This window comes from Thioclava sp. F1Mire-8, assembly GCF_002213165.1.
In the GTDB taxonomy this organism is placed as follows: domain Bacteria; phylum Pseudomonadota; class Alphaproteobacteria; order Rhodobacterales; family Rhodobacteraceae; genus Thioclava; species Thioclava nitratireducens.
Genome location: NZ_NBNY01000001.1, coordinates 911,475 through 925,934, shown reverse-complemented (window position 1 = coordinate 925,934; position 14,460 = coordinate 911,475). Strand labels below are relative to the sequence as shown.

The following is a 14,460-nucleotide window of genomic DNA, read 5'->3' as shown; positions in this document are numbered from 1 at the left end:
CCGCTTCCGAGGGAGAAACGGCCCCGAGCCAACGGGCGCAAGACGAACGGTATGGAGAGAGAGCGTCCCGATAGCCGCGAAACGTCTGGCACGCCCGATAGGGCGGGCAAAGCGTCGACGGGCGATGCCGAGACGGTCGCCACCGGGGCGGAAACGTCGGCAGGTCGCGGCCGCAGGGCGCGCACCGGGCTCTTGCTGGTTCTCAGCTTCCTGTTTCTCGGAATCGTGGCCGCCGGGGCCTTTCTCGTCATCACGCATCGCGCGGTCGCCGTACCGCAATGGGTTGTTTCCCGCATCGAGACACGCGCCAATGACGCGTTGCAGGGGCAGATGCGGGTTCGGCTATCCGGCGGGATCGATCTCTATATCGATGACGGAATCCGGCCCCGGATCCGGCTGAACACGGTGCGGCTCGAGCGGCCTTCGGGCCTGCCGATCGCGGTGTTGCCCGAGCTGCGCATGACGCTCTGGGCGGAGCCGCTGCTGCGCGGGCGGGTGGAGCCGCGTTCGTTCCGGCTGCGCGGGGCGAGCCTTTCGCTGCATCGCCTGCCCGATGGCAAGCTCGATCTCGATTTCGGCGGCGGCAATCGCTTCGCCAATATCGACCTGAACAATGCCTCCGATCTCATTGAGACCTTTGAAAAAACGCTCGAGGTTCCAGCGCTGTCCAACCTGCAGCAGATCAGCGCCGAAGACTTGCAACTCCGGCTGATGGACGAGCGTCTCGACCGGCTCTGGAAGGTCAGCGACGGCAGGTTCAAACTGACGCAGAGCGATAGCGAAATCTCTGTCGCGCTTGGGTTCGATCTGGGTAGTGGTCGGGCGAAGCCGGCGCAGGTCGCGCTGTCGATGACCACGCAGAAGGCCAGCCGCGAAGCGAGTTTCGGGGCTGCCGTGACCGCGCTTCCGGCGCGCGATCTCGCGGTGCAGGCGCCGGCGCTCGCGGCGCTCGGCGTGCTCGATGCGCCGATCTCGGGGGCGCTGCGCTCCGGGCTGAACGACAAGGGCGAACTGACCGGGATGAACGCGATGCTCGAGATCGGGCGCGGCGCGATCCGGCCCAACGAGGGCGTGAAGCCGATCCCGATCGAGAACGGCAAGCTCTATCTCAGCTATGACCCGAAGCGGCAGCGCGTCGAGGTCTCGACGCTTTCGCTCAACAGCAGGGCATTGCGGCTGCGGGCGGCAGGCCACACCTATCTGCACGATCTCGAGGGCGGCGTGCCGAAGGAGATCCTCGGCCAAATCGCGATTTCCGATCTGCAGCTCGACCCCGCGGGTCTGTTCGAGAGCCCCGTGCAATTCGCGCAAGGCGCGGTCGACTTCCGGCTCAACCTTGATCCGTTCCGCGTCGATATCGGGCAGCTGGAGCTGAACGATCAGGGCGACACAACGATTTCGGCGCGCGGCAAGGTTAGCGCCGAGAAGGACGGTTGGAAAGTCGCGCTCGATGCCGGGATCGACCAGATCGACCAGACCAAGCTGCTCGCGCTCTGGCCGCCGGCGGTGGTGCCGAAGACCCGCGAATGGCTCGAGAAGAACGTGACCACCGGCCAACTGCGCAATGCCCGCGTCGCGCTACGGCTGGTGCCGGGGGCGCAGCCGAAACTGGCGCTTGGCTACGAGTTCCGGGGTGCGGATGTGCGGATCATCAACACCTTGCCGCCCGTTCAGCAGGGCCGAGGCTTCGCCACGATCATCGACACGCGTCAGGCGCTCAAGGTCGAGGAGGGGCATGTGACCGCGCCGTCGGGCGGCCGGATCGAGGTGACGGGCTCGTCGCTCATCGTGCCCGATATCCGCATCAAACCAGCCCCGGCGGAGGTCACGCTGATGACCCGCTCGCCGATCCCGGCGGCGCTGTCGCTGCTCGATCAGCCGCCTTTCGAGTTTCTCAGCAAGGCAGGCATGAGCACCGATATCGCGCAGGGTTGGGCCGAGGCGCGTTCGGTAATCCGGCTACCGCTTAAACCCAAGGTGCCGCAGGACGAGATCGGTTTCGATGTCACCGCCCGGCTGACCGAGGTGAAGACCGACACGCTGGTGCCCAACCGGACGCTGCGCGCCGATTTGCTGACGCTGAAGGCCGATCCCAAGGGGATGACGATTTCCGGCAAGGGGACACTGTCCGGTGTCGGGTTCGATGCAGCCTGGACGCAGAAATTCGGGCCGGAGCACAAGGGCCGCTCGGAGGTTGCGGGCACGGTCGATGTAAGCGCCGACGGGCTGGATCGTCTTGGGATTGCCTTGCCGAACGGTATGGTGGGTGGCGCGGGCAAAGGTCGTATCGCGCTCGATCTGCGCAAGGATCAGCCGACCGCCTTCACCTTCACCAGTGCGCTGCAGGGGGTTCGGTTGTCGATCCCGGAAATCGGGTGGAGCAAACCTGCGGGCAGCGCGGGCGATCTGAAGATTTCCGGCACGCTCGGCGCGCCACCCGAGATCGACAGCTTGTCGCTGAGCGCGGCGGGGCTGAAGGCGCAGGGCGGGATCACGCTGAACAAGGGCGGCGGGCTGAACCGGGCGCGGTTCTCGAGCCTCAGTGTCGGCAACTGGTTCGATGGTAGCGTCGATCTGATAGGCCAGGGCAAGGCGCGCCCGCCGAAGGTGAATGTCACCTCCGGCGATCTGAACCTCGCACAGGCGGATCTGGGCGGCAGCGGCGGCGCCGGCGCAGGCGGTGGGGGCAGCACGTCGATTAATGCAGCCCTCGACCGGGTGCAGATAACGGACGGCATCGCGCTCACCGGGTTTCGCGGCGATTTCAGTACGCGGGGCGGTCTGTCGGGCCGGTTCCAGGGACAGTTGAACGGCAGCGCGCCGATCGACGGCACGGTGATCCCCGCCGCGGGCGGGCGCGTCGCAGTCCGGGCGCAAACGCAAGATGCGGGACAGGCGCTGGCGGCAACCGGAATATTCACCAAGGCGCGCGGCGGGCAGGGCACGCTGGTGCTGACGCCGGTTGGGCAGAAAAGCTATGACGGCAAGCTCACCGTCGCGAACTTGCGGGTGAAGGACGCGCCGGTTCTGGCCTCGCTGCTGTCGGCGGCCTCGGGCGTGGGGCTGCTGGAACAGCTTAGCGGCGAGGGCATCCTGTTCAGTTCCGTCGATGGCGCCTTCCGCTTGACGCCCAACGGGGTGAGTGTCACACGGGGCGCCGCCGTAGGGGCCTCCATGGGGGTGACGATGACGGGCAACTACTACCCGCAATCGAAGACGCTGAACATGAAGGGCGTGATCTCGCCTTTCTATCTCGTGAACGGGATCGGTCAGGTCATCTCGAAGGCGGGGGAAGGGCTCTTCGGCTTCAACTACTCGCTGCGCGGAAGCGCCGACGCGCCGAAGGTCTCGATCAACCCGCTGTCGGTTCTGGCGCCCGGCGGATTGCGTGAGTTGTTCCGGGCGGCGCCGCCCAAGGTGCTGAGCGAATAAGGCTGAAGATGAAGCTAGACGATTTTGATTTCGAGCTCCCCGAGGGGCTGATTGCGACGCGACCTGCGCGCCCGCGCGATGCGGCACGATTGTTGTTAGCCCAAGCTGATACAATTCACGATCGCCACGTGCGCGATCTGGTCGACATCTTCCGCCCCGGCGACCGGCTGGTGCTCAACAATACCAAGGTGATCCCGGCGCGGCTGGCGGGCACACGGACCCGGCAGAGCGCCCAGGGCGAGGTGGTCGCGAAGGTCGAGGTGACGCTTCTGGAGCCCGCACCGGGCGGCGAATGGTCCGCGCTGGCGAAGCCTTTGCGCAAGGTGAAGGAGGGCGAGGAGATCGTCTTCTCCGACGCGCTTTCGGCCAAGGTCGAGGCGATCGAGGACGGCCAGCTGCGGCTCAGCTTCAACCTCACGGGCGAGGATTTCGACGCGGCTCTGGCCGAGGCCGGAGCGATGCCGCTGCCGCCCTATATCGCGGCGCTGCGCGCCCCCGATGACGAGGACAAGCGCGACTATCAGACCGTCTTCGCCCGCCATTCCGGCGCGGTCGCGGCGCCCACGGCCAGCCTCCATTTCACCCGCGAGTTGCTGGAGGCGCTGGCCGCCAAGGGCGTGGAGTTCACCGAAGTGACGCTGCATGTCGGCGCGGGCACCTTCCTGCCGGTGAAGGTCGAGGACGTCACCACGCACAAGATGCATTCCGAATGGGGCGAGGTGAGCGAGCAGGCAGCGGCCGAGATCAACGCGACCAAGGCCGCAGGCGGCCGCGTCATTCCCGTCGGCACCACCGCGCTGCGCCTGATCGAGAGCGCCGCACGCGCCGAGGGCGGCGCGAAAGGCCATATCGTGCCCTTCCGCGATGCCACAGACATCTTCATATATCCCGGCTTCGAGTTTCGCATCACCGACGCGCTGATGACGAATTTCCACCTGCCGAAATCGACGCTGCTGATGCTCGTCTCGGCCTTGATGGGGCAAGATCGCATACGCAAAATTTACGATCATGCGGTTAAGACGGGCTACCGTTTTTTCTCTTACGGCGATGCGTCGCTTCTAATTCCCTAGAGTTGCTTTCAGGGCTTGGAAATGTTGTCGCCGCGGACTAGATGCCGCGGGACGACGCAATCCAATTCAGGCCCCCGGGAGACCGATATGCTGTTAGTGCTGCGCCAGACATGGCCGCTTTTGCTGGGCATCATGCTCTTGATGGTCGGCAACGGGATGCAGGGCACGCTGCTCGGTATCCGCGGCAAGATCGAGGGCATCAACACCTTCTACATGTCGCTCGTGATGTCGGCCTATTTCGCGGGCTTCCTGTTCGGGTCGCGCATGGTGCCCGAGATGATCGCGCGCGTCGGTCACGTCCGCGTCTTCGCGGCGCTCGGCTCGCTGATCTCGGCGGTGCTGATCCTCTACGCGGCTTTCCCGAACTGGCCTGCCTGGGTCGCTATGCGCGTGCTGATCGGCTTCTCCTTCTCGGGCGTTTATATCACGGCGGAAAGCTGGCTGAACGCGGGCTCGACCAACGAGACGCGCGGCCAGGCGCTGTCGCTCTACATGATCATGCAGATGTTCGGCATCGTCACGGCGCAGGCGCTGCTGAACGTGGGCGACCCGGCGGGGTATCTCCTCTTCGTGATCCCCTCGGTTCTGGTGTCGCTGTCCTTCACGCCGATTCTGCTCGCAGCCTCGCCCGCGCCCAGCTTCGAGACGATCCAGCGCATGACCTTCAAGCGGCTCTGGGAAGCCTCGCCGCTGGGCATGGTGGGGCTCTTCCTGCTGGGTGGAATTATCTCGGCGATGTTCGGCATGGCCTCGGTCTGGGGTACCGCCGAAGGGCTCGACGTGAAGCAGATTTCGGCCTTCGTGGCGGCGATCTACGTTGGCGGCCTCGTGCTGCAATATCCGATCGGCTGGGCTTCGGACCGAATGGACCGGCGCCGCGTGATCATGGGGGCGGCACTCGCGGGCGCGGTGGTGACGTTCACGATCTTCGCGCTCAACCCACCCTTCTGGGTGCTGCTGATCGGAGCGACGCTGATCGGCGGTGTGGCCAATCCGCTCTATTCGCTCTTGATCGCCTATACCAACGACTATCTCGATTCCTCCGACATGGCGGCCGCCTCTGCGGGGCTGATGTTCGTAAACGGGCTTGGCGCGGTGGCGGGGCCGCTGGTGACCGGCTGGCTGATGAGCGTCATGGGTCCGGGCGGGTTCTTCCTCTATATCGGTGTGCTCTGCGCCGCGATCGCTGGCTATGCAGTGTGGCGGATGACGCGCCGCGAAGCGCCTTCGGTGGACGAGACCGGCTCCTACACGCTGCTCTCGCCGACGGCGACCGCGGTGGCGGTCGAGGCGCGTCTGGAAGTCGCGCAGGAGGAGGCCGAAGCGGCCAGCGAAGAGGAAGCCGAGACCGAGGCCGCGAAGAACGAGGATGCCGCCGCCTGATGCAAGGGCCTTTGCCTGCCTCTGCGCTTGCCCTACCATGATCTGATGACAGCGGGGCAGGCACGGCAGGGGAGGGCCGTCACCATGGATCGCATCAACGAGATTATACGCTTCTGGCGTATCGAGGTCGGCGAGAAATACTGGTACCAGTCGAGCGAGCAGATCGACGCCGCGATCCGGCGCCGTTACGCGCCGCTCTGGCAGGTAGGCGCGCAAGGCGCGCTGACCGAATGGGAGCGCAACGCGCAGGGCGCGCTGGCGCTTCTGCTGCTACTCGACCAGTTCCCGCGCAACATGTTCCGAGACGATCCGCGCGCCTTCCAGACCGACCCGATGGCACGGCGCCATGCCGATCGCGCCATCGCCGAAGGGTTCGACCTGCAGATCGGGCCGCCGCTGCAGCAATTCTTCTACCTTCCTTTCATGCATTCCGAAGAGCTTGCCGATCAGGACCGGGCGGTGACCCTGTTCTCCGAGCGCTGGCGCTCGGAAGATAACCTGCGCCACGCGCTCGCACATCGTTCAGTGATCGAACGGTTCGGGCGCTTCCCTTGGCGCAATTCCGCGCTAGATCGCGAGACAACGCCCGAGGAACAGGCATTCATGGAGCAGGGCGGCTACCGCAAGGCGCTTGCGGATGCGGATGAGTTGAAGCTGTCCGCAAAATAGTTTAATGCCAAACCAGTTTCTGACCGGAGGGAAGACATGGCATCGAAAACCTACGACATGATCGTGATCGGGGCAGGGCCGGGGGGCTATGTCAGCGCCATCCGGGGCGCACAGCTGGGCCTCAAGGTCGCGATCGTGGAGCGCGAGCATCTGGGCGGCATCTGCCTGAACTGGGGCTGTATTCCCACAAAGGCGCTTCTGCGCTCGGCCGAGGTGTTCCACCTGATGGAGCGCGCGAAGGATTTCGGTCTCAGCGCCGAGAAGTTCGGCTACGATCTCGACGCTGTGGTGAAACGCTCGCGCGGGGTGGCCAAGCAGCTCGCTTCGGGCGTCGGCCACTTGCTCAAGAAGAACAAGGTCGATGTCGTGATGGGCACCGCGAAACTTGCCGGCAAGGGCAAGGTTTCGGTGAAAACCGACAAGGGTAGCGAAGAGTTGACCGCCAAGAATATCGTGCTGGCCACCGGCGCGCGGGCGCGCAACCTGCCGGGGCTCGAGGCCGACGGCAAGCGCGTCTGGTCCTACAAGCACGCGCTCAATCCGCCGCATGAGCCGAAGAAACTGCTGGTCATCGGCTCGGGCGCGATCGGTATCGAATTCGCCAGCTTCTTCAATACGCTCGGCGCCGAGACGACGGTCGTCGAGGTGATGGATCGCGTGCTGCCCGTCGAGGACGAGGAAATCTCGAAATTCGCCAAGAAGCAGTTCGAAAAACAGGGCATGACGATCCGCGAGAAGACCACGGTAACCAAGCTCGACCGCAAGGCCGACAAGGTGATCGCCACGCTCGACAAGGGCGGCAAGACCGAGACGCTGGAAGTCGACACCGTGATCTCCGCAGTCGGTATCGTCGGCAATGTCGAGGATCTGGGCCTTGAAGAGGCGGGCGTGAAGATCGACCGCACCCATGTCGTGACCGATGAATACTGCCGCACCGGCGTCGACGGGCTCTATGCAATCGGCGATATCGCGGGCGCACCGTGGCTCGCGCACAAGGCGAGCCATGAGGGCGTGATGGTGGCCGAACTGATCGCGGGCAAGCACGCCCATCCGGTCAAGCCGGGCTCGATCGCGGGCTGCACCTATTGCCAGCCTCAGGTCGCCTCGGTCGGCATGACGGAAGCGAAGGCGAAAGAGGCGGGCTACGACATCAAGGTTGGCCGCTTCCCCTTCATCGGCAACGGCAAGGCGATTGCCTTGGGCGAGAGCGAGGGGCTGGTGAAGACCGTGTTTGACGCGAAGACCGGCGAATTGCTGGGCGCGCATATGGTCGGCGCGGAAGTGACCGAACTGATCCAGGGCTATGTCGTGGGGCGCCAGCTGGAGACCACCGAGGAAGACCTGATGAACACCGTCTTCCCGCACCCGACCCTGTCGGAGATGATGCACGAGTCGGTGCTCGACGCTTACGGGCGCGCGATCCACTTCTGATCGGATGTGCCGAGAGATTCGAAAGGCCGGGGGAGACCCCGGCTTTTTTTTGGGGGGGTGATAAGGGGCGCGCCCGAGCCTCGGGTGGGCGCTGCGCGTCGCCTGTGGCCGGGCGGTTTATCCTGCAAGTCCGCAAGTCGGATGCGCCTGCGCTGACATCGTCAATGCGCCCTCCCGGGGGGAGGGTCGGGCGCGGCCCGGGGCTGGTCGCCCCGTGCTGGTCATGACCAAGGTCCGTTCTTGCCTTTCCGGCGCACCTTCGGCATCGAGCGCGCACCGCTCCAATCGCCCGTAGCCGGCGCGGGGGCCGCGCGTTCCCGACGCGCACCCGCACCGCCCGCCATCTGCCGCAGCGCTGCAACGCGGTTCTCGGTAGAGGGGTGGGTGGCGAACAGGTTATCCGCGCCGTGCCCGCTCAGCGGGTTGATGATGAACATATGCGCGGTCGCAGGATTGCGCTCGGCGGCGACATTCTCGACCCGACGCGCGCCAGCCTCGATCCGCTGCAGCGCCGAGGCCAGCCAGAGAGGGTTGCCGCAGATCGCAGCCCCTTCCTTGTCGGCCGCATATTCGCGTGTGCGCGAGATCGCCATCTGGACCAGCGCCGCCGCCATCGGGGCGAGGAACATCATCGCCAGCGTGCCCATGATCCCCATCCGCTCGCGCGAGCCGCCGAAGAACAGGGCGAAATTTGCCAGCATCGAAATCGCACCGGCGAAGCTCGCCGTCACGGTCATGATCGCGGTGTCGCGGTGTTTGATATGGGCCAACTCGTGAGCGATCACGCCAGACAACTCCTCGCGCGACAGGCTCTGCATCAGCCCGGCGGTTACCGCCACGGCGGCGTTCTCGGGGTTGCGGCCAGTGGCGAAGGCATTGGGCTGCGGCGTGTCGATCAGGTAAACGGCGGGCATCGGCAGGTCGGCATTCTTGGCCAGTTGCCCGACCAGCGCGTTCAGCCCCGCGCGGTCGCCCGGCGCCACCAGATGCGCGTTATGCATCCGCAGCACCATCTTGTCCGAATTCCACCACGAATAGACATTCATCCCGGCGGCGAAGATCAGCGCGATCACCATGCCGGTCGCACCACCCATCAGGTAGCCCAGCCCCATGAACAGCGCCGTCATCGCCGCCATCAGCATCGCAGTCTTGGCATAACCCATTGTCGGTCTCACCCTTTGATCGTTACGCATCCGATATAGGCACGCGCCACGCCCACGCAATTCCATCGGCTGCGCAAAACAAAAGGGGCCCCGGCGGGACCCCTTCAAAATCATGCGACACAGTGCGCGATCAGCGCTCGATCTCGCCGCCACCTGCGTGCCAGTCGCCCAGACCGCCGATGTTGTAGACTTCGGCGTAGCCCATCTGGACGAGCATCTGCGCCGCACCTGCCGAGCGCCCGCCCGAGGCGCAATAGAGCGCGACCGGCTTCGCGGGGTCGAGGTCGGGATGCTTCTCCGGGCTCGACGGGTCGGCCTTCATGCGGATCGTCGCGAGCGGGATATGAAGCGCGCCCTTGGCCTTGCCCGAGCTTTTCACTTCCATGCCCTCACGCACGTCGATCACGGTCAGCGCACCGGCTTTCGCCTTGGCGACGGCGTCCTGCGGGGCAATGCGCTCGACCCGGTTGCCACCGGAAGGGCGAAGAAAATTCAGCATGTCGTTACCTCTTGTATTCGCGTGACCCGCAGGCCCGTTTCCCGGTTCATGTGGCAAATACCGGACCGCTTTCAAGAGTGATAGCGCGAAACCCGTCGAAAATACATTCAAGAAATGGAATTTAATGCCCAATTGCCGCAATTTTGATCGGGCTGCGAGGCGTGCAAGCGGCACGACGGATACGCGCGACATTGCCGCCATGCAGAAAGTTCACATTTCGTTCGCAGATTTGGATTGGAGACTCGCGGGGAAACACCTATCTAGGGCTGGTGATAAAGGGGGCGTGGATGGCTGAACTGAAGTTCATCGAAGTGCGCGGCGCGCGCGAGCACAATCTCAAGGGCGTGGATGTCGATATTCCGCGCGACCAGTTCGTGGTGATCACGGGGCTGTCGGGCTCCGGGAAATCCTCGCTGGCCTTCGACACGATCTATGCCGAAGGGCAGCGCCGCTATGTCGAAAGTCTGAGCGCCTATGCGCGCCAGTTCCTCGACATGATGGGCAAACCCGACGTCGATCACATCTCGGGTCTGTCGCCTGCGATCTCGATCGAGCAGAAGACGACATCGAAGAACCCGCGCTCCACCGTCGGCACCGTGACCGAAATCTACGACTACCTGCGTCTGCTCTACGCCCGCGCGGGCACGCCCTATTCGCCCGCCACCGGCGAGCCGATCGAGGCGCAGCAGGTGCAGGATATGGTCGATATCGTGATGCAGATGGAGGAGGGCACGCGCGGCTATCTGCTCGCCCCGATCGTGCGCGACCGCAAAGGCGAATATCGCAAGGAATTCATCGAGCTGCGCAAGCAAGGTTTTCAGCGCGTGAAGGTGAATGGCGAGTTCTACGAGCTGGAAGAACCGCCGACGCTCGACAAGAAATTCCGCCACAACATCGACGTGGTCGTGGATCGCGTCGTCGTGCGCGAGGGGATGGAGACGCGGCTGGCCGACAGTTTCCGCACCGCGCTCGACCTCGCCGACGGCATCGCGATCTTCGAGAGCGCGCCGCGCGAAGGCGAGGGGGAGCCCGAACGCACGACCTTCTCGGAAAACTTCGCCTGTCCGGTGTCGGGCTTCACGATCCCCGAGATCGAACCGCGCCTGTTCTCGTTTAATGCGCCGTTCGGGGCCTGTCCGGTCTGTGACGGCCTCGGCGTCGAACTGTTCTTCGACGAGCGCCTGATGGTGCCCGACGTGACGCTCTCGGTGCAGGGCGGGGCGCTGGCCCCCTGGGCGCGGACGAAATCGCCCTATTACACCCAGACGATCGAGGCGCTGTCGAAACATTACGGCTTCGATCCGAAAAAGCCGTGGAAGGATCTGCCGGAAAACGTGCAGGAGCTGTTCCTGCGCGGCTCGGGCGATGAAGAGATCAAGTTCCGCTTCGACGAGGGCGGCCGCGTCTACGAGGTCAGCCGCACCTTCGAGGGGATCATCCCGAACATGGAGCGCCGCTACCGCGAGACCGACTCTGCCTGGTCGCGCGAGGAGATGGAGCGCTATCAGAACAACCGTCCCTGCCACGCCTGCGGCGGCTACCGCCTGCGGCCCGAAGCGCTCGCCGTGAAGATCGGCGGCAAGCATGTGGGCCACGTGGTCGAGATGTCGATCAAGGAGGCCCATGAGTGGGTCGCCACCGTGCCGGGCAGCCTCTCGCACCAGAAGAACGAAATCGCGACGGCGATCCTCAAGGAAATCCGCGAACGCCTCGGCTTCCTCGTGAATGTGGGTCTCGATTACCTGACCATGAGCCGTGCGGCGGGCACTCTGTCGGGCGGCGAGAGCCAGCGGATCCGGCTGGCCTCGCAGATCGGTTCGGGCCTGACGGGCGTGCTCTACGTGCTCGACGAGCCGTCGATCGGCCTGCACCAGCGCGACAACGACCGCCTCCTCCAGACGCTGAAAAACCTGCGCGATCAGGGCAATACGGTGATCGTTGTGGAGCATGACGAGGATGCGATCCGCCATGCCGATTACGTCTTCGATATCGGCCCGGGCGCCGGCGTGCATGGCGGTCAGGTCGTTTCGCGCGGCACGCCCGAAGAGATTGCCGCCGATCCGGCGTCGTTGACCGGGCAATACCTGTCCGGCACGCGCGAGATCGCGGTCCCGACCGAGCGGCGCAAGGGCAACAAGAAGAAGCTCAAGGTCGTGGGTGCGACCGGCAACAACCTCAAGAACGTCACGGCCGAGTTCCCGCTCGGCAAGTTCGTCTGCGTCACCGGCGTTTCGGGCGGGGGCAAGTCCACGCTCACCATCGAGACCCTGTTCAAGACCGCCTCGATGCGGCTCAATGGTGCGCGTCAGACGCCCGCGCCCTGCGATACGATCAAGGGGTTGGAGCATCTCGACAAGGTCATCGACATCGACCAGCGCCCGATCGGGCGCACGCCGCGCTCGAACCCGGCGACCTATACCGGCGCCTTCACCCCGATCCGCGACTGGTTCGCCGGTCTGCCGGAGGCGAAGGCGCGCGGCTACAAGCCGGGGCGGTTCTCCTTCAACGTGAAGGGCGGGCGCTGCGAGGCCTGTCAGGGCGACGGCGTGATCAAGATCGAGATGCACTTCCTGCCCGACGTCTATGTCGAATGCGAGACCTGCAAGGGCAAGCGCTACAACCGCGAGACGCTTGAAATCCAGTATAAGGGCAAGTCCATCGCGGATGTGCTCGACATGACGGTCGAGGACGCGCAGGAGTTCTTCAAGGCGGTGCCTTCGATCCGCGAGAAGATGGACGCGCTGATGGAGGTGGGCCTTGGCTATATCAAGGTCGGCCAACAGGCAACGACGCTGTCAGGCGGCGAGGCGCAGCGGGTGAAGCTGTCCAAGGAACTGTCGAAACGCGCCACAGGTCGCACTTTGTACATTCTCGACGAGCCGACGACCGGTCTGCACTTCGAAGATGTTCGAAAACTGCTGGAGGTGCTGCACAGCCTCGTGGAGCAGGGTAACACCGTCGTGGTGATCGAGCACAATCTCGACGTCATCAAGACGGCCGATCATATCATCGATATCGGCCCCGAGGGCGGCGATGGCGGCGGCGAGATCGTGGCGGTCGGCACGCCGGAAGAAGTGGCCACCAACCCGCGCAGCCATACCGGCCATTACCTTGCGCAGATGCTGGGAGTGAAGGTCGCGGCGGAGTGATCCGCCGCGCACTGGGCGCGGGCGCGCGGGCTCAGCGCCGCGCGGTGCGGCCGATGACTTCCATGACCTTGTGGTCTTCCGCGCCGACTTTGTAGATCACGCCGCGCACGTTGTAGTAGCGCCAGGCGCCGGTCACGATCGGCAGATCGTAGCGGCGCAGGTTCAGGATCATCGAGTGCTGATAGACTGGAAACACATCGCCGACGCTGAACTCGGGCTCCATCTGACCCTGCAGTACCCAGCGTGACGTGCCATTGGTCGTGGCGACCTTGCAGAACGTGTCGCCCGTCGTGAGCGTCTTGCACTCCGGCGCGGCCTTTGCGGAAGCTTTGGCTTCCTGCGCTGCGGGGCTACCCATGTCGATCTTTCCACCGCGCATTACCTGAACCCCTTGCGCCGATCCTTCGGCAGAGGCGAGGGCGGGCAGGGCGCAGGTCAGCGCAATCAGGGCGAGTGGGCGCATCACGATCCTCATCTTGAAAGCCTATCCACGCGCGTGTCATCGGGCAACGAAATTGAGAATCGATACATCTTTCTGTCCTCCAACCTTTCGAGGACAATAAAAAACGGGCGGAGTGGTTCCGCCCGTTTTTCAATTTCCGTCTGGACTGTGGCTCAGAAGCCGACAATGTCCGTGGCCTTGCCGACCTGGGCGAGCACTTCGCCGCTCTCGGGGCTGACTTCGTAGATGTAGCCGAACGAGCGCCAGTAGGTCGCGTCAGCCTTCAGGCCGAACGCGGCGGGCTGGCGGAGGCGAACGTGGTTCTCGGTGATCTGCTGGCCAACTTGCCAAAGCAGGTCGTTGCGAACCGAGGGCTTCTGATCATGCGACTGGTTCGCGACCGAGACGCTTGCTGCCATTTTCGAACCTGCGGCGCTCATCGGACCATCTGCGAGAGCTGCCATCGGGGTAAAAGCTGCGCCGATCACCGCGATCAGCGCGACACGGGGGAGATAAGTCATGCGCGTTTTCCTTTCGTCTTGAGGGACCAAATGCCGCATTGCGGCGAAAAGGTCCATTGCAGATTCCGCATTGCCGCCATGCGTAGAAGCGAAAGCTGTTGCGCGCTGTAAGCTGCTGTTATTGCTTAATAAAAAATTACGATATTTTCGTGTCAAATCACAAAGGCCTCCACTTTACGTGAAGGCCTCGTGTTCAGATGCGGCGCTATGTCGCGGGTGACGCTGCGTCTGCGAAGTCAGTAGCCGAGGATCGAACGCGCGAGTCCGATCAGAGCGAGCACTTCGCCGGTCTGGCGGTCGACCTGATAGACGTAGCCGTTGGAGCGCCAATAGGTGCGATTGTCGTTCAGGCCGTAGCGGTTCGGGTCGCGGATCAGGACGTAGTCGCCGGTGATCCGGTCACCGCGGCGCCAACGGCGCTCCGCGTCCCGCCATTCGTCGTCGCGCTCGTCGTCGTGGCGATAGCTCTTCTTGGCGAGACCGGGCGGACGGCAGCCATTGTTCTTCTTGGCCAGTCCGGGCGGGCAGCCCCTGTAATCGCGCTCTGCGTGGCCGCGGTCGTTCTTCCATTTGCCGTGGCCATGCCCGTCAGCAAGGGCGGCCCCGGGCAGAAGGCTCGCCCCGAGGGCAGCAGCGAGGGTAAGCTGGGTCAGGTGTTTCATGTGACCTCTCCTTTCCTGACGCGCCTCATGCGCGTGTTG

General features: G+C 64.4%; 11 protein-coding genes. 6 read left to right on the top strand and 5 right to left on the bottom strand.

The features are described from left to right. Nucleotides 1-51 precede the first annotated feature (51 nt). The 5 genes from B6V75_RS04305 (at nucleotide 52) to lpdA (ending at nucleotide 7,985) form a co-directional block, all read left to right on the top strand. Nucleotides 52-3,432, top strand: coding sequence for an AsmA-like C-terminal region-containing protein (locus B6V75_RS04305; protein ID WP_168174440.1), 3,381 nt, complete (start codon nucleotides 52-54; stop codon nucleotides 3,430-3,432). 8 nt (nucleotides 3,433-3,440) lie between these two features. Further along, nucleotides 3,441-4,502 (top strand): tRNA preQ1(34) S-adenosylmethionine ribosyltransferase-isomerase QueA, encoded by a 1,062-nt coding sequence (gene queA / locus B6V75_RS04300; RefSeq protein WP_088718833.1) that lies wholly within the window; start codon nucleotides 3,441-3,443, stop codon nucleotides 4,500-4,502. Nucleotides 4,503-4,589: 87 nt separating this feature from the next. After that, nucleotides 4,590-5,885 carry an MFS transporter gene (locus B6V75_RS04295; RefSeq protein WP_075774589.1) on the top strand — a complete coding sequence of 432 codons (1,296 nt, stop codon included), beginning with the start codon at nucleotides 4,590-4,592 and terminating at the stop codon, nucleotides 5,883-5,885. An 84-nt stretch (nucleotides 5,886-5,969) separates the two neighbouring features. After that, nucleotides 5,970-6,554, top strand: a complete 585-nt coding sequence (locus B6V75_RS04290) for a DUF924 family protein (protein WP_075774590.1) — start codon at nucleotides 5,970-5,972, stop codon at nucleotides 6,552-6,554. Nucleotides 6,555-6,590: 36 nt separating this feature from the next. Beyond that, nucleotides 6,591-7,985 carry a dihydrolipoyl dehydrogenase gene (gene lpdA, locus B6V75_RS04285; RefSeq protein ID WP_075774591.1) on the top strand — a complete coding sequence of 465 codons (1,395 nt, stop codon included), beginning with the start codon at nucleotides 6,591-6,593 and terminating at the stop codon, nucleotides 7,983-7,985. Nucleotides 7,986-8,206: 221 nt separating this feature from the next. On the opposite strand, the gene htpX is transcribed toward lpdA, so the two are convergent. Continuing rightward, a complete protein-coding gene (gene htpX, locus B6V75_RS04280; protein ID WP_088718832.1) occupies nucleotides 8,207-9,148 on the bottom strand; it encodes a zinc metalloprotease HtpX in 942 nt (313 codons plus the stop codon). Between the two features lie 130 nt (nucleotides 9,149-9,278). Next, entirely contained in the window at nucleotides 9,279-9,647 is a 369-nt protein-coding gene (locus B6V75_RS04275) for a rhodanese-like domain-containing protein (protein WP_088718831.1), read from the bottom strand. Between the two features lie 287 nt (nucleotides 9,648-9,934). Between B6V75_RS04275 and uvrA the strand changes: the two genes are divergently transcribed. Further along, the gene (gene uvrA, locus B6V75_RS04270) at nucleotides 9,935-12,796 is read left to right on the top strand and encodes an excinuclease ABC subunit UvrA (RefSeq protein WP_075774594.1); all 2,862 of its coding nucleotides are present in this window, start codon (nucleotides 9,935-9,937) and stop codon (nucleotides 12,794-12,796) included. Nucleotides 12,797-12,827: 31 nt separating this feature from the next. Here uvrA and B6V75_RS04265 read toward each other — a convergent pair whose 3' ends face one another. The 3 genes from B6V75_RS04265 to B6V75_RS04255 all read right to left on the bottom strand — a co-directional run bounded on the left by B6V75_RS04265 (nucleotide 12,828) and on the right by B6V75_RS04255 (nucleotide 14,421). Further along, complete coding sequence (locus B6V75_RS04265) at nucleotides 12,828-13,259, bottom strand: hypothetical protein (protein WP_075774595.1); 432 nt, start codon at nucleotides 13,257-13,259, stop codon at nucleotides 12,828-12,830. Between the two features lie 152 nt (nucleotides 13,260-13,411). Beyond that, nucleotides 13,412-13,759: a hypothetical protein gene (locus B6V75_RS04260; protein ID WP_075774596.1), complete on the bottom strand. Its 348-nt coding sequence runs from the start codon at nucleotides 13,757-13,759 to the stop codon at nucleotides 13,412-13,414. 236 nt (nucleotides 13,760-13,995) lie between these two features. After that, the gene (locus B6V75_RS04255; RefSeq protein ID WP_075774597.1) at nucleotides 13,996-14,421 is read right to left on the bottom strand and encodes a hypothetical protein; all 426 of its coding nucleotides are present in this window, start codon (nucleotides 14,419-14,421) and stop codon (nucleotides 13,996-13,998) included. Nucleotides 14,422-14,460 lie beyond the last annotated feature (39 nt).

Coding starts and splice junctions, on each gene's coding strand:
- B6V75_RS04295 (WP_075774589.1), top strand. CDS start 4,590: ATGCTGTTAGTGCTGCGCCAGACATGGCCGCTTTTGCTGGGCATCATG.
- uvrA (WP_075774594.1), top strand. CDS start 9,935: ATGGCTGAACTGAAGTTCATCGAAGTGCGCGGCGCGCGCGAGCACAAT.
- B6V75_RS04275 (WP_088718831.1), bottom strand. CDS start 9,647: ATGCTGAATTTTCTTCGCCCTTCCGGTGGCAACCGGGTCGAGCGCATT.
- B6V75_RS04260 (WP_075774596.1), bottom strand. CDS start 13,759: ATGACTTATCTCCCCCGTGTCGCGCTGATCGCGGTGATCGGCGCAGCT.
- B6V75_RS04290 (WP_075774590.1), top strand. CDS start 5,970: ATGGATCGCATCAACGAGATTATACGCTTCTGGCGTATCGAGGTCGGC.
- B6V75_RS04265 (WP_075774595.1), bottom strand. CDS start 13,259: ATGCGCCCACTCGCCCTGATTGCGCTGACCTGCGCCCTGCCCGCCCTC.
- htpX (WP_088718832.1), bottom strand. CDS start 9,148: ATGGGTTATGCCAAGACTGCGATGCTGATGGCGGCGATGACGGCGCTG.
- B6V75_RS04255 (WP_075774597.1), bottom strand. CDS start 14,421: ATGAAACACCTGACCCAGCTTACCCTCGCTGCTGCCCTCGGGGCGAGC.
- queA (WP_088718833.1), top strand. CDS start 3,441: ATGAAGCTAGACGATTTTGATTTCGAGCTCCCCGAGGGGCTGATTGCG.
- lpdA (WP_075774591.1), top strand. CDS start 6,591: ATGGCATCGAAAACCTACGACATGATCGTGATCGGGGCAGGGCCGGGG.
- B6V75_RS04305 (WP_168174440.1), top strand. CDS start 52: ATGGAGAGAGAGCGTCCCGATAGCCGCGAAACGTCTGGCACGCCCGAT.